Source organism: Phocaeicola faecalis (assembly GCF_021730445.1).
Classification (GTDB): Bacteria; Bacteroidota; Bacteroidia; order Bacteroidales; family Bacteroidaceae; genus Phocaeicola; species Phocaeicola faecalis.
In genome coordinates, this window is sequence record NZ_JADNRM010000001.1 from 151,439 (window position 1) to 174,742 (window position 23,304).

At 43.1% G+C, this 23,304-nt stretch carries 18 protein-coding genes; 5 read left to right on the top strand and 13 right to left on the bottom strand.

Translation table 11 applies throughout. From position 1 onward, the window contains the following. Nucleotides 1–50: 50 nt before the first annotated feature. The 3 genes from IR173_RS00715 to uvrA form a co-directional block, all read right to left on the bottom strand. Nucleotides 51–1,580, bottom strand: a complete 1,530-nt coding sequence (locus tag IR173_RS00715) for a peptide MFS transporter (protein WP_237037785.1) — start codon at nt 1,578–1,580, stop codon at nt 51–53. A gap of 106 nt (nt 1,581–1,686) precedes the next feature. Next, a complete protein-coding gene (gene ybaK / locus IR173_RS00720; RefSeq protein WP_237037786.1) occupies nt 1,687–2,172 on the bottom strand; it encodes a Cys-tRNA(Pro) deacylase in 486 nt (161 codons plus the stop codon). Nucleotides 2,173–2,183: 11 nt separating this feature from the next. Next, nucleotides 2,184–5,012 (bottom strand): excinuclease ABC subunit UvrA, encoded by a 2,829-nt coding sequence (gene uvrA, locus IR173_RS00725; protein ID WP_237037787.1) that lies wholly within the window; start codon nt 5,010–5,012, stop codon nt 2,184–2,186. A gap of 158 nt (nt 5,013–5,170) precedes the next feature. Here uvrA and IR173_RS00730 point away from each other — a divergent pair, with 158 nt between their 5' ends. The 3 genes from IR173_RS00730 (at nt 5,171) to IR173_RS00740 (ending at nt 10,268) form a co-directional block, all read left to right on the top strand. Next, nucleotides 5,171–6,982 carry a PBP1 and LysM peptidoglycan-binding domain-containing protein gene (locus IR173_RS00730; protein WP_237037788.1) on the top strand — a complete coding sequence of 604 codons (1,812 nt, stop codon included), beginning with the start codon at nt 5,171–5,173 and terminating at the stop codon, nt 6,980–6,982. Further along, a complete protein-coding gene (locus IR173_RS00735; RefSeq protein WP_237037789.1) occupies nt 6,982–7,683 on the top strand; it encodes a porin family protein in 702 nt (233 codons plus the stop codon). Before IR173_RS00730 ends, IR173_RS00735 begins: the two co-directional genes overlap by 1 nt. A 278-nt stretch (nt 7,684–7,961) precedes the next feature. Then, entirely contained in the window at nt 7,962–10,268 is a 2,307-nt protein-coding gene (locus IR173_RS00740) for a TonB-dependent receptor (protein WP_237037790.1), read from the top strand. 203 nt (nt 10,269–10,471) lie between these two features. Here the strand turns inward: IR173_RS00740 and IR173_RS00745 are convergent, their stop codons facing one another. The 3 genes from IR173_RS00745 to IR173_RS00755 all read right to left on the bottom strand — a co-directional run bounded on the left by IR173_RS00745 (nt 10,472) and on the right by IR173_RS00755 (nt 12,190). After that, nucleotides 10,472–10,924: a DUF4293 domain-containing protein gene (locus IR173_RS00745; RefSeq protein ID WP_237037791.1), complete on the bottom strand. Its 453-nt coding sequence runs from the start codon at nt 10,922–10,924 to the stop codon at nt 10,472–10,474. 75 nt (nt 10,925–10,999) lie between these two features. Further along, complete coding sequence (locus IR173_RS00750) at nt 11,000–11,335, bottom strand: DNA-directed RNA polymerase subunit omega (RefSeq protein ID WP_237037792.1); 336 nt, start codon at nt 11,333–11,335, stop codon at nt 11,000–11,002. Between the two features lie 18 nt (nt 11,336–11,353). After that, nucleotides 11,354–12,190, bottom strand: coding sequence for an outer membrane protein assembly factor BamD (locus IR173_RS00755; RefSeq protein WP_237037793.1), 837 nt, complete (start codon nt 12,188–12,190; stop codon nt 11,354–11,356). Nucleotides 12,191–12,356: 166 nt separating this feature from the next. Here IR173_RS00755 and uvrB point away from each other — a divergent pair, with 166 nt between their 5' ends. Then, nucleotides 12,357–14,387, top strand: coding sequence for an excinuclease ABC subunit UvrB (gene uvrB, locus IR173_RS00760; RefSeq protein ID WP_237037794.1), 2,031 nt, complete (start codon nt 12,357–12,359; stop codon nt 14,385–14,387). Between the two features lie 2 nt (nt 14,388–14,389). Here the strand turns inward: uvrB and IR173_RS00765 are convergent, their stop codons facing one another. The 3 genes from IR173_RS00765 to IR173_RS00775 all read right to left on the bottom strand — a co-directional run bounded on the left by IR173_RS00765 (nt 14,390) and on the right by IR173_RS00775 (nt 16,670). Then, nucleotides 14,390–15,403: a porin gene (locus IR173_RS00765; RefSeq protein WP_237037795.1), complete on the bottom strand. Its 1,014-nt coding sequence runs from the start codon at nt 15,401–15,403 to the stop codon at nt 14,390–14,392. Nucleotides 15,404–15,543: 140 nt separating this feature from the next. Next, nucleotides 15,544–16,146 carry an IMPACT family protein gene (locus IR173_RS00770; protein WP_237037796.1) on the bottom strand — a complete coding sequence of 201 codons (603 nt, stop codon included), beginning with the start codon at nt 16,144–16,146 and terminating at the stop codon, nt 15,544–15,546. Nucleotides 16,147–16,181: 35 nt separating this feature from the next. Next, nucleotides 16,182–16,670 carry a 3'-5' exonuclease gene (locus tag IR173_RS00775; protein WP_237037797.1) on the bottom strand — a complete coding sequence of 163 codons (489 nt, stop codon included), beginning with the start codon at nt 16,668–16,670 and terminating at the stop codon, nt 16,182–16,184. 204 nt (nt 16,671–16,874) lie between these two features. Here IR173_RS00775 and IR173_RS00780 point away from each other — a divergent pair, with 204 nt between their 5' ends. Continuing rightward, complete coding sequence (locus IR173_RS00780; protein WP_237037798.1) at nt 16,875–17,375, top strand: RNA polymerase sigma factor; 501 nt, start codon at nt 16,875–16,877, stop codon at nt 17,373–17,375. A 131-nt stretch (nt 17,376–17,506) separates the two neighbouring features. Here IR173_RS00780 and IR173_RS00785 read toward each other — a convergent pair whose 3' ends face one another. The 4 genes from IR173_RS00785 to IR173_RS00800 all read right to left on the bottom strand — a co-directional run bounded on the left by IR173_RS00785 (nt 17,507) and on the right by IR173_RS00800 (nt 23,292). Next, nucleotides 17,507–19,828, bottom strand: a complete 2,322-nt coding sequence (locus IR173_RS00785) for a glycoside hydrolase family 20 protein (RefSeq protein ID WP_237037799.1) — start codon at nt 19,826–19,828, stop codon at nt 17,507–17,509. Between the two features lie 47 nt (nt 19,829–19,875). Continuing rightward, nucleotides 19,876–20,787 (bottom strand): DMT family transporter, encoded by a 912-nt coding sequence (locus tag IR173_RS00790; RefSeq protein ID WP_237037800.1) that lies wholly within the window; start codon nt 20,785–20,787, stop codon nt 19,876–19,878. A gap of 306 nt (nt 20,788–21,093) precedes the next feature. Then, on the bottom strand, nt 21,094–22,341 hold the full coding sequence (locus IR173_RS00795) for a DUF1015 domain-containing protein (protein WP_237037801.1): 1,248 nt from the start codon (nt 22,339–22,341) through the stop codon (nt 21,094–21,096). Between the two features lie 30 nt (nt 22,342–22,371). Further along, nucleotides 22,372–23,292, bottom strand: a complete 921-nt coding sequence (locus IR173_RS00800) for an NAD(P)-dependent oxidoreductase (protein ID WP_237037802.1) — start codon at nt 23,290–23,292, stop codon at nt 22,372–22,374. Nucleotides 23,293–23,304 lie beyond the last annotated feature (12 nt).

Here is a 23,304-nt window from a genome sequence, read left to right on the forward strand (position 1 = left end):
GGGACACAGCCTTTTCTTTATTCTGCCGGGACAAACCGGCAAACTATCTCTTAAGCTACTCTATCCAATTTCTTCATAATGCAGAACATAAACAATGCCGAAATCAGACACAGAATGATAAATACGCTCCATACTTGCCACAAGGGAAGTGTGGTACCCCACAACCATGAGCCTACGGCTGTCAGCATATTACCAATGGCAGTAGCTACAAACCAACCACCCATCATCATACCTTTATATTTGGGAGGAGCCACTTTCGATACAAATGAGATACCCATCGGAGAAAGTAACAATTCACCAAAGGTAAGTACCAGATAAGTAGAAATTAACCAGTTGGGAGATACTAAAGTAGCAGTACCGTCGGCCATTGCCGCAGCCTGTTCACCTGAACTGGGCAGACCGAAAGAACCTATAGCCATAATCAAGAAACCTACGGCAGCTACCAACATACCTAATGCAATCTTACGCGGTGCAGAAGGTTCTTTTCCTTTTCTAGCCAAATAACCGAACAAAGCAATAGATACCGGGGTAAGAGCTACTACAAAGCAGGGATTGAATTGTTGGAAAATAGGTGCGGCAACCGCTGTTGATTCGGGTAAAGTGCTGTATTTATAAATCAATCCGCCGACAGCTGCCATAATAACCAATGCAGAAATAGCCTTTCCTTTGCCTGTCTTGCTTTGTACCAGGCTGAAAAGAGCATAAACGATAAAGATACACAGTAACAGGTTAGTTACATCGAATGCCATACTTTCCAAACCGGTAGAACTTTTAGCTGTAAACTCGTCAGCAAACATAGTCAGTGTCAAACCATTCTGATGGAATGCCATCCAAAAGAAAATTACTACCGCAAATACCAGACAAAGTGCAATGATGCGTTCCTTTGTCTCAGCTGCTGATATTTCTTCACTTCCTGCCTTCTGGCTGCTCTTGCCTGCATCCTTACTACCACCCTCTACATGACGGAAAGTACTGCGGAATGCATAATAAATAGCGATGGAAAGAATCAGGGAAACACATGCAACAGCAAAAGCAAAGTGATAAGAAGCTCCTTCACTGACTCCCAATGAATTTTGAGCATATTTCATAATTTCAACAGCAGCAGTCGGGGCAAAAAGAGCACCGATATTGATAGCCATATAGAAAATAGAAAAAGCAGAGTCGCGTTTAGCTGCATATTCCGGAGCATCATACAGGTTTCCGACCATTACCTGCAAGTTTCCTTTAAACAAACCGGTACCGCAACTGACAAGCAGCAAAGCGCCACCCATACCGGCAACAGCCAGGGTTCCGCTACCTAACGGCAAAGAGAGGAACAAATATCCCAGAAACATGATGATAATACCGATAGTCACCATTTTGCCATAACCGAAACGGTCGGCCATGATACCGCCCAAAAAAGGAAGGAAATAAACTAATCCCAAAAAAGTACCATAAATAGCTCCTGATACCTCCGGAGAAAATCCAAAATTCGCTTTCAGGAATAATACAAAAACTGCAAGCATTGTGTAATAACCAAAGCGTTCGCCGGTATTGGCGAGAGCTAATGCGTATAAGCCTTTAGGCTGTCCTTCAAACATAAGTAATAAGATTTATAATTAATAGTTAATATTGATTTTTTGCAAAGATATAACTTTTAGTCAATCTGAAAAAAAAAGAACCACGAAAGTGGCTCTTTTTGTATGATTATTCGATGAAAAGGGATGTTATTTCCGCTTTGGCTTCTTTAATAAGGTCATCGGGAGCTATTTTTATTTGTAATCCCCGTATGCCGGCACTGATATAAATAAACGGATATTCAGTGCACGTTTCATGTATATAGGTGGGAAAGTGTTTCTTCATGCCGATAGGAGAACAGCCGCCACGGATATATCCCGTCAAAGGCAATAGTTCTTTCATCGGAATCAAGTCACATTTTTTATTGCCCGATACCTTGGCAGCCAATTTTAAGTCTACTTCATGTTCTCCGGGGATAACACAGACAAAATAGCCTGTTTTGTCTCCGTGAAGTACCAAAGTCTTAAATACTTGCTCTATATTTTCTCCCAAACTGGCAGCCACATGAACGGCGCTCAAATCGTTTTCGTCCACCTCATAAGGAATAAGTTCATAAGAAATCTTAGCCTTATCAAGCAAACGGGCTGCATTTGTCTTTGCTATTTTCTCTTTCATACCGGATAATCTTAATGCTTTAATTCTTCTTTAATAAATTGAGGTGTATAGCCTTTCTTGCTCTTGGCTACCTCTTCGGGGGTTCCTGTAGATAGAAGTTGTCCTCCGCCACGTCCTCCTTCCGGCCCCATATCTATGATATAATCCGCCAGTTTAATGACATCCAGGTTATGCTCGATAACGATAACCGTATTTCCTTTGTCCACTAATCTGTCGAGCACGGTCATCAGTACACGGATATCTTCAAAGTGCAGACCTGTGGTGGGTTCATCCAATATATATAAAGTTTTTCCCGTATCGCGTTTGGAAAGCTCTGTTGCCAGTTTCACACGCTGGCTTTCTCCGCCTGATAAGGTGGTGGAAGGTTGTCCCAACTTGATATACCCCAGCCCTACTTCCTGCAAGACTTTTATCTTATTCAGAATCTGCGGTACGTTCTCGAAGAACTCCACAGCCCGGTTAATAGTCATATCCAGCACATCAGCAATGGATTTTCCCTTAAAGCGAACTTCCAACGTTTCACGGTTATAACGTTTGCCGTGACATACTTCACATGGGACCAAGACATCCGGCAGAAAATTCATTTCAATGGTCTTGTAGCCGTTACCACCACAAGCCTCGCAACGCCCTCCGGCCACATTGAACGAAAAACGTCCCGGTTTATAGCCGCGTATCTTCGCTTCGGGCAGATTGACAAAAAGATTTCTGATATCCGAAAAGACTCCGGTATACGTTGCCGGATTGGAACGGGGTGTTCGTCCCAAAGGAGATTGGTCTACGTTCACCACCTTATCTATATTTTCCAGTCCTTCTATGCTGTCGTAGGCCAACGGGTCTTGCAAGGAACGATAAAAATGCTGAGACAGGATAGGTTGCAGGGTGTCATTGATTAAGGTGGACTTTCCACTACCCGACACCCCTGTCACACAGATAAGTTTTCCCAATGGAAACTCTACATCCACATTCTTCAGGTTGTTTCCTCTCGCACCTTTCAGCCATAAGGATTTTCCGTTTCCTGCCCTTCGTTCAGACGGAATCTCCAGTTTCATCTTGCCATTCAGATACTGAGAAGTCAGTGTGTCTGTCTGAAGCATCTCCTGCGGGGTTCCGGCAAATACAACCTCTCCTCCCAAACGGCCGGCTTTCGGCCCCATGTCTACCACATAGTCTGCAGCCAACATCATATCCTTATCATGTTCCACCACAATGACAGAGTTGCCTGTGTCCCGAAGTTTCTTCAATGAATTGATAAGCCGCAAGTTATCGCGTTGATGCAGTCCGATACTCGGTTCGTCCAAAATATAAAGAACATTCACCAATTGGGAACCGATTTGGGTTGCCAGACGAATGCGCTGACTCTCTCCTCCCGAAAGTGATACCGATGTCCGGTTCAGCGACAGATAGTCCAGCCCCACATCAAGCAAGAAACGCAAACGTGTACGAATTTCCTTTAATATCTCACTCGCAATTCTGCGCTGTTTATCTTCCAGAAACTCATCTACCGTCATCAGCCAGTCATACAACTCATTGATGTCCATACTGGCCAATTCATAGATATTCTTATCGTGTATGCGGAAGTGCAATGCTTCCTTATTCAATCTGGCTCCCTTACATTCGGGACACACATCAGTCTTGGCAAACTGCTCCGCCCATTTCTGTGCTGTGGCAGAAGCATCTTTCTCCTGCATCATCTGTATGTACTTCACTATTCCTTCATACGTCACAAAATAGTCGGAGGAAGTATGGATGAGGCTGCTTTTTATCTTAATCCGTTCATCGGAACCATAAAGAATTTCATCAATGGCTTCGTCTGTCAAGTCCTTGACTGGGGTCTTTATGCTGAAATCATATTTCTCAAGCAATGCTTCTATCTGCCAGAATATCATTGCATTTTTATACTTGCCCAAAGGAGCTATGGCACCTTCATAAATAGATAATTCGCGGTCAGGAATCACTTTGTCCACATCGATAAGGTTGACATACCCCAATCCTTTGCATCGCGGACAAGCCCCTTGCGGGGAGTTGAACGAAAAATTGTGTGGAGCAGGTTCTTTGTAGGACAATCCTGTAACCGGACACATCAGGCGCTTGCTGTAATGGCGCAGCGTTTCTGTTTCCGCATCCAATATCATAATCAGTCCATCCCCCTGCTGCATGGCGGTAGCGACACTTTGTTTCAAGCGTTTCTCGTCCTTTTCATTTACAATCAGCTTATCAATGACAACCTCTATGTCATGATTCTTATAACGGTCGAGTTTCATGCCGTGAACAATCTCACGCACTTCGCCGTCCACACGCACATACAAATAGCCTTTCTTCCGCACTTGTTCGAAGAGTTCTTTATAATGACCTTTACGTGTACGCACCAGCGGAGCCAGCATAAAAATCTTCTTGCCTTGATAATCCTTATGAATCAGTTCAAGAATTTGTTCTTCGGTGTACTTCACCATTCTTTCTCCCGACAGATAAGAATACGCAATACCTGCACGGGCAAACAGCAAGCGGAGATAGTCATACACTTCGGTGGTTGTTCCTACGGTAGAACGCGGATTTTTATTCGTTGTTTTCTGCTCAATAGAAATCACCGGGCTCAATCCCGTAATCTTGTCTACATCAGGACGTTCCATTCCACCCAGAAAATTACGGGCGTATGCAGAGAATGTTTCTATGTATCTGCGTTGTCCCTCAGCAAAGATAGTATCAAATGCCAATGATGATTTGCCGCTACCGCTAAGTCCGGTTATCACAGTCAGGCTGTTACGTGGAATTTCTACATCTATATCTTTTAAATTATGCACACGGGCACCGTATACATTAATCAATTCTTTGTCTTCAATCATATATTTATGCTTTCAGCTACTTTTGATAGGCAAAATTAATGCTTCTGAACGAAATAATTAATTAAAAAGCCTAATATTATTTGCTATTCTTTCTATATAATGTGAATAAAACAGTTTTTTTTGTACTTTTGCCCCTCAGTATAATCAACACACTACAAATGAAATTTATTCAAGCATTATATCTGGTCGCAGCTTTGTCTGTCGCTCCTGTCGGAATGATGGCTCAGACGCATTCCTCCAACAGCTATTTTCTGCACACCATCACTAAAGGGCAGAGTTTATATTCGATAGCCAGTATGTATAACGTTACTACTGCCGACATCATTAAACTGAATCCGGGAAGTTCCGAACAAATAAAAGCCGGTGAAACGTTGAAGATTCCGCAGAAGAACACAGGAAGCGAACAACAAACGTTCCATACCATTCAGGCGGGAGAAACTCTTTATAAACTTACGCAGCGATATGGTGTCACAGCACAACGTATATGTAAGGCCAATCCGGGACTGAGTGCGGAAAACTTCCGTATCGGACAGGTTATTGTTATCCCTGCACAAACAGAAAGCAGCGAAGAGACAATTATCAATGAAGTTAAATCAGCCGAAACTGTTCCCCCCGCTTCCACCCCTTTAAAGCCCAAATGCAGGGATATGCATCGGGTGGAAAGAAAAGAAACGATATATAGCATCAGCCGGCTATATGGTATAACGGAAGCCGAACTGATTGCGGCCAATCCCGAACTCCGCACAGAGAAGCTTAAAAAAGGAAAGTTCTTGTGCATCCCCTATGCGTCTGCCGGAAGCACTCCAAAGGGACAAGGACAACCGGTGTCGCCGACCGTTATCCCGACCGATGACGAACTCTTTGACAAGAGCAAGAAGGAAAATCCTAAGATTTCTACTATAAAAGCAGCCGTTATGCTTCCGTTTATGGCCGACGGCAGCGGTAATCGTGATGAACAAATCCGTATGGTAGAGTACTATGAGGGTTTCTTGATGGCAGTAGACAGTTTGAAAGAAAAAGGTGTTTCCATTGATTTATACACTTATGATACATACAATAACACCTCGTCGATAAAATCCATTCTTGCCAAAGACGAGATGAAGAACATGAATATCATCTTTGGCCCTGCCTACCCGGAACAGGTTAAACCAGTAGCCGATTTTGCCAAGAAAAATAATGTCCGTCTGGTGATTCCATTTACTTCAAAGGGTAATGAGGTATTCAATAATCCGTCCATTTATCAGATTAACACACCTCAATCCTATCTCTATTCGGAAGTATATGAGCATTTTACCCGCAAATTCACTAATGCCAATGTGATTTTCCTGGATGCAGAGGATGGCGATAAAGACAAAGCGGATTTTATCAAGGGGCTGAAAGAAGAATTGAAAAGCAAACGCATCCCTTTTACTGAACTAAAAGGTGCGGCCATTACCCCCGAATCATTGAAGGAAGCCATGAACGCTATTTTGGACAATGTATTTATTCCGACTTCCGGCACAAACATTGCGCTGATTAAATTATTGCCGCAGTTAATTGTTACCCTGCGTGACAATCCTGATTATCGGATGCAATTATTCGGCTACCCCGAATGGCAAACTTACACCAACGACCATTTGGCCAGCTTTTATGAGTTGGACACTTACTTCTATTCTTCTTTCTATACTAACAATTTGTTCCCCGAAGCTATCCAGTTCTCTTCTGCCTATCGCAAATGGTATAGCAAGGATATGTCGAACACATTCCCCAAATATGGCATGTTAGGATTTGACACAGGGTATTTCTTCCTGAAAGGATTATCACAATATGGAAGCAACTTGGAGGATAAACTGAATAAAGTGATTGTCACCCCTATCCAGACTGGCTTTAAATTTGAACGCGTAAATAACTGGGGAGGCTTTATCAACCGGAAAGTGTTCTTTGTCCATTTTACGAAAAACTATGAATTGATTAAACTCGATTTTGAATAATGAAGAACTATAAATATATAGGCATATTGGTGCTGGCATGGCTATTCACTTTGCCGGCAGTTGCACAGTTGGGTGAAGAACGACATAACTTTGCAGTCGGAATAAATGGAGGACTGAACATGAACTCAGTCAGTTTTGACCCCAAAATTAAACAGAACACCTTGAACGGCATGGAAATGGGGGTCACTCTGCGCTATATGTCTGAAAAATACTTCAAGATGATGTGTGGGGTGCAGATGGAAATCAATTACTCACAACGCGGTTGGAGTGAAAAGATTGAGGATGGTTCTGAAAACACATACAGCCGCACCATGAACTATGTTGAGATTCCCCTTTTTGCTCACCTCGCTTTCGGAAAAGATGCATTGAACCGCGGGGTGAAGTTCTTCATAAACATGGGACCTCAAATCAGTTTCTTTTTAAGCGATAAAGAGAAAATGAGCGATAACTGGGACACTTCCAGTCGTCCCAATGGCGTGACAGAACAATACGGTAAGGCTGTAGAAAACAAATTCGATTATGGTATTGCAGCCGGTGCGGGACTGGAATTGAGCACAGGTATCGGGCACTTTCTGTTGGAAGGACGCTATTACATGGGGTTGGGCGACTTCTATAAAAGTACAAAGAAAGATTACTTCGGCCGGTCTGCCCACTCCTATATAGGTGTGAGGGCGGCCTATCTATTCGACATAACCAAATAAAGCAGGCCCTTATCCGGAGAGGTTTCTTCAACGGACAAAAGCCTGCCTCCTAACACGTATATATGTGTGGCCTTACACGTATATACGTGTTGCCTTATACATACGTACGCGTGGGCTCATACGTATATACGTGTAGCCCGATGCGTACGTACGTGTTTCAAGCGGTCTCTTTTTAACTTTTATTGCCATTACATTTGAAACAAAAAGTTAATATTCCTCGTCTAATTCAATAAACAGTATGATTGGTTTCTGACTAAGAAGACACGAAAAACTACATTATGAAGAAAATTAGTATTTTAATGGCCGGATGCTTGTTGTCAAGTATATGCTATGCACAACAGATACGCATATCCGGCAAAGTATTGGAAGCAAACACAAAACAGGCGGCTATAGCAGCCAATGTGGTTCTGCAGACAAACGACTCAACCTTCGTCAATGGTGCTGCAACCGACAGCAAAGGACTCTTCCGAATCGATAAAGTAACGGAAGGCAACTACAAATTAATCATTTCCGCCATCGGTTTTGAGAAAAACATCATTGACTTGCAAGGCCTCTCCCAATCTGTCGATGTGGGGACAGTGGAATTGGAAGAAGCCTCTCAACAACTGGGAGAAGTAACGGTTTCCGCCACCAATGTGGTCAGCAAATTTGATAGAAAACTAGTGTTCCCCAACAAACAACAGGTTAACGCTTCAAATAACGGTGTCGATTTATTACGCAATCTGATGCTCCCACGGCTGAATGTCAATCCATTGGATGGCGGTGTTTCTTTAAACGACGGAAGTTCTGTACAACTGTGTATCAACGGACGTAAAGTAGGGAAAGAGGAAATCCAGGCACTTATCCCATCCGACATTCTCCGAATCGAGTACCTGGAAGACCCCGGATTGCGTTACGGCAATGCAGGTGCTGTAGTAAACTACATCGTCCGCCGTTATGAACTTGGAGGCTCCGTCAGTATCTCGGCCCAACAATCTCCATACGTCATGTGGGGTAATTATAATGTTTCGGGAAAAATGAATTATAAGAAGTCTGAATTCGGAGTATGGTATGGTGCCTATCCGCACAAATTTGAAAATGCCTGGCGCACCAATGAAGAAACGTTTGTAAAAGAAGACGGCACCTCCCTGCACCGGATGGAAGAAGGTATTCCCGATGCCACTTCGGAATACGGACAATGGGGCGGTATCAGCTACAACTTGCAGGAAGCGGATAATTATATGCTGAACGCATCCGTCGGATTTTGGAATGAAAACAAACCGCGGGTCGGCTTCCACAGCCAATTGTACACCCGGGAATATCCTGAGTTGGCAACAGAAAGACTTGATTTTGCCCACAACCGCAACAGTCGTCCCTGGTTCGATATATATTTTCAGAAAGAATTGAAGAACAAACAGTTTCTGGCATTGAATGTTGTGGGAACATATATTGGCAGTCATAACCGTCAAAGCTATCAGGAAATCCTTGATGATGAGTTTGTTGCCGACTACTTCTCAGGCGTGCAGGGCGATAAATACTCCATCATTGCAGAAGGAATCTATGAAAAGACGTTCAAGAAAAGCCGTTTCAGTTCGGGAATCAAGCACACGCAAGCCTACTCGGACAATGAGTATAGCGGAACCCTGAACTATAACACCCAGATGAAACAGGCCGACACATACGCCTATGCGCAATACAGCGGAAAATGGAAGAAGATGAATTATATGCTGGGAGCAGGTGTCACCCGTTCTTGGTACCAACAAATAGGCCTGGAAGACTATGAGACTTACCAATTCAATCCACGCTTCAGCCTGAGTTATACATTTAATGAAGAATTCTATGCCCGCATGAATGGCAGTCTGAACAGTAACGAGCCTTCATTGTCCCAGTTGAGCGCTGTCGACCAGTTGATAGATTCATTGCAAATCAGACGTGGAAATCCTGATTTGAAACCATATAACAACTATCGGCTCAAACTGACATTGGGATATAATAAGAAGAAGGTACAAATAAATTGGTATACCAGCTATCGCAATGCACCTGATGTCATCATGGAACAGACTTATCGTGAAAACGGGAAATTCATACGCAGTTATGCCAACCACCATCGCTTCCAGTCTTTGGAAAACGAACTCTCTGTTCGTGTGGGAATGCTTTGGGATGTACTTCAATTAAGGGGAAGCACAGGGCTAAGCCGCTATTGGAGCAACGGAACGGATTATAACCATACCTATACGAATTGGTATTATGAATTAGAAGCTACCGCTATGTACAAAAGGTTTATGGGATACTTTATGATACAGAGCAACCGCAACAGTTTCTTTGGCGAAAGTCTGAGCAGTGGGGAAAACCTGCATATTCTGATGTTGCAATATCGCCTGGGCAGAGTTAATCTGGGAGCGGGAATCATCAATCCTTTCTCTGATAATTATAAGCGTGAACAGGAAAATAGAAACCGATATGCCGGTTCCAGGGGAGCATGGCATGTGAAAGAATCGGCTCACCTGGCTTTTGCAACTTTCTCTTATAACTTCAGTTTCGGACGCAAATATCAAAGTAAGGATAAAAAAATCAGCAATAGTGACACTGATGCCGGTGTATTATAAAAAATATGCTCTATTATTATAAGGGGTCAAAACTAAACTGGCCCATCCAATCTCAGCTGTAGGGGCAGGGTTTGCCTGCACGAAGACACAAAGCAAACTGTTTTCGGGCGAGCGAACCTCGCCCCTACGAACGAAACGACAGCATTATCCACGTTTTTTTAACACGACCCCTTATAATATTCTTCAGTCAAATGAAGGAATCATTATCTCAAACGGTCATAAGCCTTCACCAGAACCTCATCCTTACCGATAGCACGAATAGCCAGCCAATTTAAAATAATAGCGATAAAAGGCAGACACAGAGTCCACGAAGCAGAGAAGGTCATGCTGTCATTCTTCAACATAAAGATGAAAGTGACCAGTGTAGCATAATAACCTACCAACAAGATAGTGCTGAAAATAGTCATACGAATCTGCAACATACGTTTCTTAAACATAAATATCGTAGTGAAAGAAAGTAATGCGGCTACCACCAGAATGGCAAACATGGCCCAAGGAGCGTAGTCCTTTGCACCGTCAGCAGAGATAATGCACAGATTAGTAAACTTTGAGACACTGTAATCTTCAGCAATATAAGCTCCTACCGGAGTGCACATACAAACGATGAGCAGAATGGTAACTACCAATAAATAAACAGATTGAATGCGTTGTATCATAATAAAAATCTTTTAATAACGGTTATACAAAAAAGAAGGCCGCTTCAGTGAAACGGCCTTTAGGGAAAGAACCTTTTATTGTAATTTCTCTTTTTCTTTGGCTGGGTTACGATAGTAAACCTTACCTTCTTCGTATTCCTGAGCGGCAATCAAAGTCGGCTTCGGCAACTTTTCGTAATAACGGGAGATTTCGATTTGTTCCCTGTTTTCAAAGACTTCTTCCAGGTTATCATTGTATGAAGCGAATTCTTGCAATTTCTTTGAAAGGTCATTCTTCATCTCAACACCAATCTGGTTGGCACGTTTGCCAATGATAGCAACGGTTTCATATACATTGCCCGTGTCTTCACACAGTTCCACCATGTTGCGGGTAATGGTATTCGTCGGAGCGTTTGTCTTCTTGTAATCCATAATTTCTTATTTAGTTTTTTATTCGTTAAGTTCCTTCACATATTTTCTGGCATCCTTATAGATGTTTTCCACCTCTTTCATATATTTACTTTCGGGGAATTCATTCTTAAAGGCATAATATTCATCAATGGCATCACGCATACGCTCTTCTTTCTTTTCTTCCACACTCTCCTTGGCCATATCATATTTGGCACGCAAAAGCAGGATAGAAATATCTTCGCGCATCTTGGTATAAGGATAGTCCTTTAAAGCATTCTGAGCAGTAACGATACATGCCAGATAGTTATTTCCGGTAGTGCTATATGAGCTGTTTCCCGTATAAGAACCCAAATCATAATACAATCGGGCTGCCATATAATCTTTCATCACCAACTTATCCTGCAAGTCGAATATCATTTGCTGTGCTTCCTGATGACGGCTGCTGGCAGGGAAATATTCCATAAACATCTGCAACTCCTGAATGGCCTTATAAGTGCTGGTTTGATCCAAACGAGGTTCCGGTGTATCCAGAAACAATGCTTTCCCCGAATAAAAACGAGCCTGCTCGGTATAAGTTCCACGAGGATATGTATTATAATAGGTGGAGAAATAATGCGATGCCGTTATAAAGTCACCCTGATTATAATATGTCATTCCTAACATATAAAGGGATTCTTCAGCCTTATCGGTTCCTTTCAGAATCGTTATCAACTCTTCCAGAATTGCCGCAGCTTTTGTATTCTGCCCCTTGCCAAAGTAACTTTTGGCTGCTTCGTACTTATATTCGTAGTCCGTGCTTTTTAGAACTTTGTTGTATTCTCCGCATGATGTTAATACACTGCCGGAGACAAGAGCTATAATGATATATTTTTTCATCTTATTCAAATAATTGCGCAAATTTACGCCTTTCCACCGAAAAATACAACTGTTATATGTTTTTTAATACTAAAAAGTCGACCAATCCTGTTTTTTTCAGGATGTATACGTGTTATAAGAGAAAATAACTGTAATTTTACAGCTTAGTCTTTATAAACATGGAATTATGAATTTTGAACTGATTTCTGATTATCAACCGACCGGTGACCAACCTGATGCCATCGCCCAACTGACAGAAGGCATATTGGAAGGGGTGCCTGCCCAGACACTTTTGGGTGTGACAGGTTCCGGCAAGACGTTTACCATTGCCAATGTCATTAAAAACATCAATAAACCGACACTGATATTAAGCCATAACAAAACGCTTGCGGCACAGTTGTATGGAGAGTTTAAGAGCTTTTTTCCTAATAATGCGGTGGAGTATTACGTGTCTTATTATGATTACTATCAGCCTGAGGCCTACCTCCCGTCCAGCGATACCTACATCGAGAAGGACTTGCAAATCAACGAAGAGATTGACAAGCTCAGGCTGGCAGCCACTTCCGCCCTGCTCTCCGGCCGTAAGGACGTGGTGGTGGTCTCTTCTGTATCGTGCATTTACGGTATGGGGAATCCTTCTGATTTCTATAATAATGTCATCGAAATCAAAAAGGGTAAACTACTGGACCGCAATGTGTTTCTACGCCGTTTGGTAGACAGCCTTTATGTTCGTAATGATTTGGAACTGAAGCGCGGCAACTTCCGTGTGAAAGGAGATACTGTGGACATTTACCTGGCATACAGTGACAACCTGCTCCGTGTGATGTTTTGGGATGATGAGATTGACAGTATTGAAGAAGTGGATCCTATTTCCGGCATACGCCTCGCTTCTTTTGATGAATACAAGATTTATCCTGCCAATCTTTTTATGACCACCAAAGAAAGCCAATTGCAGGCAATCTATCAAATAGAGGATGATTTGGCGAAAGAGGTGGCTAAGTTTGAAGAAGAAGGCAAGTCTTATGAAGCGAAACGCCTTTATGAACGTGTCACTTATGATATGGAAATGATACGTGAATTGGGGCATTGCTCAGGCATAGAGAATTATTCGCGCTATTTTGACGGTCGTGTAGCCGGTACGCGCCCTTACTGTCTGCTGGATTTCTTTCCCGACGATTTTCTGATTGTCATTGATGAAAGCCATGTCAGTGTGCCTCAGATTCGCGCCATGTATGGTGGCGACCGTGCACGCAAGACCAATCTGGTGGAATATGGTTTCCGGATGGAATCTGCATTTGACAACCGCCCGCTAAAGTTCGAGGAGTTTCAAGAATTGGCAAAACAAGTCGTTTATGTCAGTGCCACTCCCGCCGATTACGAGTTGATGCAAAGCGAGGGAGTTGTGGTGGAGCAGGTAATCCGCCCGACAGGATTGCTTGACCCCATCATCGAAGTACGTCCCAGTATGAACCAAATCGATGACCTGATGGAAGAGATTCAGCAGCGTATCGAAAAAGAAGAGCGCGTATTGGTCACTACACTGACCAAACGTATGGCGGAAGAGCTGACCGATTACTTGTTGCGCCATGACATCAAGTGCAATTATATCCACAGTGATGTGGATACGTTGGAGCGGGTGAAAATTATGGATGAATTGCGTCAGGGAGTATATGACGTATTAATTGGTGTCAACCTGCTTCGTGAAGGTCTTGATTTGCCGGAAGTGTCTTTGGTGGCTATATTGGACGCTGATAAAGAAGGTTTCCTTCGGTCTCACCGCTCATTGACACAGACAGCCGGACGTGCTGCCCGTAACATCAACGGAAAAGTCATCATGTATGCTGACCGCATCACCGAAAGCATGCAAAAGACCATTGATGAGACCAACCGCCGCCGCGAAAAACAATTGGCTTACAATGAGGAGCACGGTATTACTCCGAAGCAGATTAAACGTGCACGTAATGCGGCTCTTCTGGGCGCAGGAAATACCAATGCCGATGATGAAGTAAAAATACCGAAAGCATACGTTGAGCCATCCAACGGCAGTATTGCCGCCGATCCGGTTGTTCAGTATATGTCTAAGCCTCAAATGGAGAAGGCTATCGAACGTACACGGAAACTGATGCAGGAAGCTGCCAGGAAACTGGATTTTATCGAAGCTGCCCAATATAGAGATGAGCTGCTGAAAATGGAAGAAATGATGAAGGAACGTTGGTGAGATTAGAATCTCACCATTAGTTCCATTACGAATTTATCTTGTTCCGATTCTTTAGCCAGGGACAGGTCGTCATAGAAGTACTTTTCATAATTGATACGCAAATCTGCCTGAAAAGCCTTGCCGAAGCTCAGGGTCACACCGCCGGTCAGACGTTGACGGGAATAGTCTGTGATATAAAGTTGTCCTTCTTCATTGGCAACGCCGTTACTATGATCGCCCATACTGTCATATCGGCCCAAGAAAGAGATTTTCTTAAACAACCCCTTTTTGATAGGCAGGTCATAATTTACAAAGCCATTAAAGGCGTGCACATCTTTAAAAGCATTGTGGGCATACGTTTTATATAAGTATTCCACCTCAAAATGCCAATTGGAGAATTTATAGTAAGTACCGATGTCATACATATAGATACTGTTCTTATCCGGGTGTATTTTCTGAGTACTTAAGGTAAGGTTGTAGCCTTTCCATGGCATTAATTGAAGTTTGGCTGAATAGTTCAGCGTGTTATGCCATTCTTTTTGTTGAGTCAGTCCCGAGCCGTTGAACAGTCCAGCTTCCAGCTTCATCGGCAGGCTGCCGTCTAAAGAGAGGGCTCCTGTGGCACCCACATCGCGCACATTCCCCACTTGTTTGGCTATGAAGGAACGATTGGCAAAATATTGCTGATGCGGAGAGCGATGGGCATCAATAGTAAACGGAACACGCATCTGCCCCATTGTCAGGTTCCATGTATCATTAGGGACGAAGCGGGCATACGCATCCAGCATTTTAATGCTGCCTTCATCCGATAAATCGATTTCTGCTTTATATGCAATAACCGGCAACACTTTTCCATCCAGGCTGACACGAGCGTTTCTTACCTGAAAACGCTGCATGCCTGTAGTGGTCTGAAGCTCGTATTTACTACGGATAGTCCCATGAATCTTAGGAAGATATTCCTTGGGAATCGTTAGTTGCGCACCTGCGGTTGCTATACTTAAGGCTGTAAAGACAGCGGCTGCGAGTGTTCTTCTCATCTTTGTTATTAATGTGACTTTTTGTTTTCGAGTGCAAAGATAGAGAACCGGTATATCTGCAATGTGTCATTCATGTTACAAATATGTTTCAATCAAAACCTCTCGGACACGCCATTGCCCCACCAATACTGCCGGAAGGATTATTCGATGATTCGGGCCGTTTCAACTTTCTCCAAACGGGCACGCAGCTTCCCCATCATAGACCGACGGATACGGAGCTTCATCAGGCAATCCATATCGTATGACTGTTCCAATATTTCCGGTTCCTCTTCTTTTACGATACGCATGATGTCATTCATAAAAGGATATTCAAAAGCAACGGAAATATCATCATCCACCGTTTTTTCTATTATGGTGGCATTGGCTATCGCCTCTGCTGCCGCAGCTTTATAGGCAACGATTAATCCGCTTGTCCCCAGTTTGATGCCACCAAAGTATCTCACTACAATAATAAGAATGTCAGTCAGTTCATTCGAATTTATTTGTCCCAAAATGGGTTTTCCCGCTGTGCCTGACGGTTCTCCGTTATCATTGGCACGAAAGTCTTTTCTTTCATGTCCAAGCATGTAGGCATAACACACATGACGTGCATCATAGTATTTTTTTTGATAGGTATCAAGATGCTGTTTTATCTCTTCAACGGTATGCACAGGAATGGCAATAGCTATAAATTTACTTCTCTTCTCAGTATAAATACCTTCGGCTACACCGGTTATCGTTTTATATGTATCTTCTTGTATCATCAAAGGAAATCATTATCATTGGAAAAATATAAAAACTACAACACATATCGGGCTATCCATGCACAGGCTTCCGCATCTGCCAATGCGTGATGGTGATTCTTCAAATCAAACCCGAAGAACTCAGCCACCGTGTGCAACTGATGATTCCGCAATCCTTTCAATTTGCGTGATGCCTGATAAGTGCAATGAAACTCATAATCAGGATAATCCATGCAATAGGTTCTAAATACCGCTTTCAGACAACCTTCATCGAACGCTTTGTTATGTGCCACCAACGGAAGTCCTGCTATTTTGGGCTCCACCTGTTTCCATACTTCGGAAAAGACAGGAGCATCGGCCGTGTCTTCCCGGGTCAGCCCATGTACACGTGTGTTCCAATACAAATAATAGTCCGGTTCGGGATGAATAAGGCTATAGAACTTATCTACGGTCTCACCATCCTTTACGATTACAATGCCCACACTGCACACACTGGTGCGCTCATTGTTTGCCGTTTCAAAGTCTATTGCCGCAAAATTATCCATTATATTCTTCTGTTTTCATCTGTTATCACAAATGTATAGAATATAATTGAGGTGTACAATGACTACTCATTTTTTATTTTGGTTCTTTATTAACCTCCTCCCTACATTAAGGAATAATTGCCAAGTTTTACGGAGAAATCGCCATTTCTTTTTTTCTGCAGAAAACGGACCTTTGCATATCATAAAATAAACAAAAGCAAGGATATGGAAAATTCTAAAATCACAAACAAAATAGTAGCGATGCAACCGGAACTTATGAGCTTCGCTTTTAAACTGACCGCAAATCAGGATTCGGCAAACGACTTGGTACAAGACTCTATATTGAAGGCTTTGGATAATGCACAGAAATTTGTCTATCAGGAGAACTTTAAAGGATGGATGTATACCATCATGCGCAATTTATTCATCAACAACTACCGCCGTTCTGTTCGTGAACTTAATTTCCTCGATTCTAATTTCACGGACTATGCACAGACTCAGGTGGCCAAAGATGACGACAGATTTGAAGAAACCTACGATTTAAAACTGCTGTACAGGACAATCAATAAATTGCCCGACGATACTAAACAGCCTTTTATAATGTTTGTCTCGGGACTGAAATACAAAGAGATAGCAGAAAAAATGGGCTTACCCATCGGAACCATCAAAAGCCGTTTACACTTTGCCCGGAAGAAACTTCAAAAAGAGTTGAGAGATTTCTCATAAGGGATAGTCAGACAGAGAAGAATCACTTAATCTCATAATAGATTTAATATACAATTTTTCTTTCACAATTTCGATTCGAAGAAAGGCTGCCGCCATAAAGAAAAAAAATGGGGCAGCCTTTTAGTTTTATATTATTCCACTCCTATCTCATCCACAAACAGGAAAGCGTTCTTTCCGGGCATGGAATGCCAGGCGGGAAGTGTCGGAGTCGTCTCTGCAATTATCCGTACATATCTGGTTTTGACCTTATCAAACGAAATCTCTTCTTTACGAATTTGCATCTTTGTTCCCTTTTCCAATACAGAAATTTTCTTGGAGGCTATTTCACGAAAAGCTTTTCCGTCATCGGATATTTCTATTTTCAGACCGGTCGCTCCGAATATGGCATCTCCCGGATTCAATAATGTATTGACAAAAGCCGATGAGACTTCTTTCGGTTCCTGCATATCAATGGTGATATCCAGATTATTACCATAAAAGCCGACCCAGCGACCGGAGCGATAGTTCAAGTCTCCATAAAGTCCGTCTATTAATGTACTTCCCCCTTGGAAAGTATACGACTTGTGAGGTTGTACATTCAGCGTTGCAGGCTTCATGGTAACGGCATTGAAATGAATTTCTTCCTTGCTGATGCTGCTATTTCCTTGCGGACGAATGGCTATTGCCTGAATCACCGCATCCTTGTCCAAGTGTAGTGTATCCGTATAAAGAGGAGACTGGGCATTGGGCTCGCTGCCATCTAATGTATAGTGCACTTCGGCATCATCGAAAGTAAGGAAAGAGACTTTAGCCTTTCCTTCTTGTTCTTCGGGGACAACCTGGATGGCGACGTCATAAATATCCTGACGGAAGTCATAACCACGGTCTTTATAGATAGCCAGCACAGCCGGAAGACGATGCAGGAAACTGTCAAAGTCCTTATGAGCGGGTTCCGTCCACTGAATCTCTGAAAGGGCTGCCATACGGGGAAGAATCTGCCATTCCATCTTAAGGCTGTCGCGAGTCCATTCCGTCCAGATACATCCCTGAGCACCGATGATATATTGTTTCTCGTCCTCAGTCAGTTCGTCTGATACCGGTTCGAAAGTATAAACACGTTCCAGGCTCTTTGTCCCCTTGATGCGGTTGTAAGTAGGGTTACTGAAATAGAGGTATTGAATGGGAGTCATGATGGCATTATGATGCAGACGCGCTGTTTCTATACCACCTCGGGGACTTGTCCATGACATAACGGTCACACCCGGAGCCAAACCTCCCTCAAGCATTTCATCCCATCCCAACATCTTACGTCCTCTGTCGCTGATTACTTTTCCGACTTCAGACATAAAATAAGTCTGTAACTGGTTTTCTTTACTGTGCTTCGGAGTATCCTTCAATCCCAGTTCGCGAATCTTCGCCTGACACTTAGGGCATTCTTTCCAACGTACCTTCGGACATTCGTCTCCACCGATATGAATGTAAGGAGAAGGGAAAATATCCATTATTTCATTTAATACATCTTTGGCAAACTCTAATGCCTTCGCGTTTCCGCCACACAGCACATCCGGAAAAACGCCCCATTCGCATGGCATCTCATAGGGGCCTCCGGTGCAACCCAATTCGGGATATGAAACCAATGCAGCCATCATGTGTCCCGGAAGGTCTACTTCAGGAATAACCGTAATAAAGCGGTCTGCCGCATATTTCACAATCTCCTTGGCTTCTTCCTGAGTATAGAAGCCACTGTGTGTAGTCTCGTCGTATTCTCTCGTGCTCCAGTCCATCAAGGTGCGCGGGCGCGTTGAACCTATTTCTGTCAGTCGGGGATATTTCTTAATCTCAATTCGCCATCCCTGATCTTCCGTCAGATGCCAATGGAAATGGTTAATGTTATGCAACGCCAGCATATCAATGATTTGCTTCAGATAAGAAACCGGGAAATAATGACGGCCTACATCGACCATAAATCCGCGATAATCAAAACGGGGATAGTCATTTACGATACCTGCAGGAATGGCAGACGCCGACTCTGTGCCCTTTGTTATCGGCATAGACTTATGTAAAGTCTGAATGCCATAGAACACTCCGGCCTCACTTCCACCTGCCAAACGAATGCTATTGGATGTTACTTCCAGTTGATACCCTTCTTTTTGCTCTATAGCAGTATCAACAGAGAGAACGATGGCATCACTCTCTTTCTTTTCCGCAGTACACTGAACTGTAATTCCTGTGGCCTCTTTTATATAAGAAGCCAAAAATTCAGCTGTCCGTTCCAGCTTTTCATTACCTGCCGGATAAACAATACTTGTGCCTGAATGGATAACGAAAGGATTTTCCTGAAAATTTTGAACGACCTCCTGCGGTTGAGGAATGACATTCAGATTGCCTACTTCTGTTTTTGTAGGGGTGCATGCAGATAGGGTTAGCGCTATCCACATTCCAAATCCTGCCCATTGCATAAATTGCTTTTTCATAGTTTGAAATATAATTTGTTGCAAGGGCAAAGATACAATAATCCGCTTTATCTGCTGTGCTTTACTCTAATCTTTCTTTTCTTCAGCAATGATTTTCCTCCAATGATTAAAGTTACTGCGGTGATTACCATCAAGATACCCAGAATAATGCGTAGAGTCAGTTGCTCACCGAATACCAGTACTCCGAAGAATAAAGCGGTAACCGGCTCCAATGCCCCCAAAATAGCAGTTGGGGTAGAACCTATATAATGAATGGCCTTCGTCATTGTCACCAATGAAATGACAGTGGGAAAGACTGCCAGCGAAACAGCGTTTACCCATAGCATCGGCGTAGGAATGAGCTGCAGCTCTGTACAGAACTTCAAACGCACTACATATACTGATAATCCGAACAGCAAAACGTAAAAAGTAAGTTTGGCTATCGGCATATCTTTGAGTGACGAACGATTGACTCCCACTATATAAATGGCGTAAGACAGTGAAGAGAGGAAGACAAATGTGATTCCTACCAAACTGAGTGTCTGCCCTCCCGGACTCTTACACAGCATGGATATGCCCACAAAGGCAAGAGCAATGGAAAACATCGTAATGGGAGAAACCTTTTCTTTAAAGACTACTGCCATAATGATAGCCACCAATACCGGATAAACAAACAAAATGGTAGAGGCAATACCTGCATCCATGTAGTTATAGCTCATAAAGAGAAACAAGGAAGAGAAGGCGAACAACAATCCCATTATGCAGAGCGGAAGTACATCCACCTTCTTGATGGCAAAAGATTGTTTCTGGAATTTCATCAGAATGCCAAGCACGATAACAGCCAGTGAATAACGGTAAAACAATACCGTATCTACGCTCATTCCTGCACTGTAAAGGGGAAGGGTGAAAAGGGGATTCATGCCGTAACTGGCTGCTGCAATCGCTCCAAGGATAAATCCTTTAGTCTTGTTGTTAGTCATTGCGTCTTATATTCTTAAAGTCGCCGCGAAATTAGATATTTGTTTGCAATAAACAAAGGGAAAGGGATTTATTCTTTCGTCCTAACAACAATTTGTCTATATTATACCTAAACAACATGTATAAAAGAGGTTATTGCCCTGTGAAAGCCGATGAAAAAGATGATTCACACCCTCATGGGGCTATAGATTTATAGCCGTCAGATTAAAAAAAACATCGTATGCAGCCAACAAAAGCAAACCTGTTTTCTTAACCTGACGGCTATGGGATTCCTTCCACGCTTACAACGAGTGTAAACGTGATTTATATCAAACTAGTTTATGAATAATCAATCCGGAACGGAGCTTCGGTTCGAACCAAGTAGTCTTCGGCGGCATAATGTTGCCGGTATCGGCAATATCCATCAGCTGTTTCATAGAAACAGGATATAGTGCCAAAGCAACTTTCATTTCACCGCTGTCTACACGCTTCTTCAGTTCTCCCAAGCCACGGATACCCCCCACAAAGTCGATTCGTTTGTCCGAACGAAGGTCTTTAATGCCAAGTATTTCATCCAAGATTAAATTAGAAGAAATCGTTACGTCCAATACTCCGATAGGATTATTATCATCATAAGTCCCCGGTTTGGCGGTCAGGCTATACCATTTTCCTTCCAGATAAAGGGAGAAATTATGAAGGCTTTGCGGCTTATAGATTTCAGCTCCTTTTTCCTCGATGACAAAGTTCTTTCCGACAGCTGCCAGAAATTCTTCGGGAGTCAAACCGTTCAAGTCTTTCACCACACGATTATAATCGATGATAGTCAACTGATTGGCCGGGAAACAAACAGCCATGAAATAATTATATTCTTCGTCACCCTTATGATTTGGATTCTGCTTCGCCTTTTCCGCTCCTACCAATGCCGCGGCAGCCGAGCGGTGATGTCCGTCAGCAATATATAGTGCAGGCATGGCAGCAAAAGCTTTAGTAATGGCTTCAATGTCACTATCTTGGTCTATCACCCAAAACGAATGGCCGAAGCCGTCACCCGGAGCGATGAAATCATATTCCGGTGCTTGAGAGGTATATTTCTTGACGATAGCATCCAGTTCTGCATGGTCGGGATAAGCAAAGAATACCGGTTCAATGTTGGCATTATTCACACGGACATGTTTCATCCGGTCTTCTTCCTTGTCACGGCGGGTCAATTCATGCTTCTTGATAATGCCGTTCATATAATCGGGAACGTATGCGCCTACTACCAGACCATACTGAGTCTTACCGTTCATGGTCTGTGCATACACATAATAGTTTTCTTTTTCGTCCTGCACCAACCAACCTTTATCCTGGAACATCCGGAAATTCTCAGCAGCTTTATCATACACCTTCGCATCATGCTCGTCTGTACCTGCCGGAAAATCTATTTCCGGTTTGATGATATGATAGAGTGACTTCTCATTCCCCTTTGCTTCTTCACGGGCTTCTTCCGAATTAAGCACATCATAAGGGCGGGAAGCAACTTGCTCCACTAATTCTTTCGGAGGGCGAATGCCTTTGAAGGGTTTTATTATAGCCATAAGAATATTAGATTTATGAGTTATAAATGCTTATTTGTTTACGCGGAACTTTTCGCAGCCATCTTTCAGGAAGCCCACAATCTGCTTGGCAGCCGCAATACCGGCATTTATATTGGCTTCGGCAGTTTGAGCACCCATTTTCTTCGGTGTAGAGAAGTAACGGCCCGGGAAATGGTCGGCAAACTCGGCATGATGTACAGGCATAATGTCAGTAACATACTCCAAATCGGGACGGTCATTCATCAGACGCAGCAAGTCGGCTTCATTAATAACCTCTTTACGTGCGGTATTGACCAACAGACCGTTTTTAGGCATTCTGTCTACCAAGTCATAATTGATAGAATTTTTTGTTTCAGGAGTAGCCGGAATATGTAAAGACACGATATTGCAAGTAGCATACAGTTCCTCGGTAGATGCAACCGCCTTCACTCCGTCTGCTTCAATGACCTCTTTCGGGCAATAGGCATCGTATGCATAGATATCCATTCCAAAGCCTTTGGCAATACGAGCCACATTCCGTCCCACGTTACCGTATGCATGGATACCCAGTTTCTTGCCTTTCAATTCAGTACCCGAAGCACCATTATACATATTGCGGATAGCCATTACCATCAGTCCGAAAGCCAGTTCAGCCACAGCATTGGAATTCTGTCCCGGAGTATTCATGACACATACATTGTGGGCCGTAGCAGCTTCCAAATCCACGTTGTCATAACCTGCACCGGCACGCACCACAATCTTCAGTTCTTTGGCAGCGTCCAATACTTCAGCATCGATTATATCACTACGGATAATAATGGCATCGGCATCTTTCACGGCTTCCAGCAAATTTGCCTTCTCGCCATATTTTTCCAATAATGCCAGTTCATAACCTGCTGCTTCTATCTCTTTGCGAATACCGTCTACTGCAATTTTAGCAAACGGTTTATCTGTTGCTACTAATACTTTCATGGTCTTATGTGT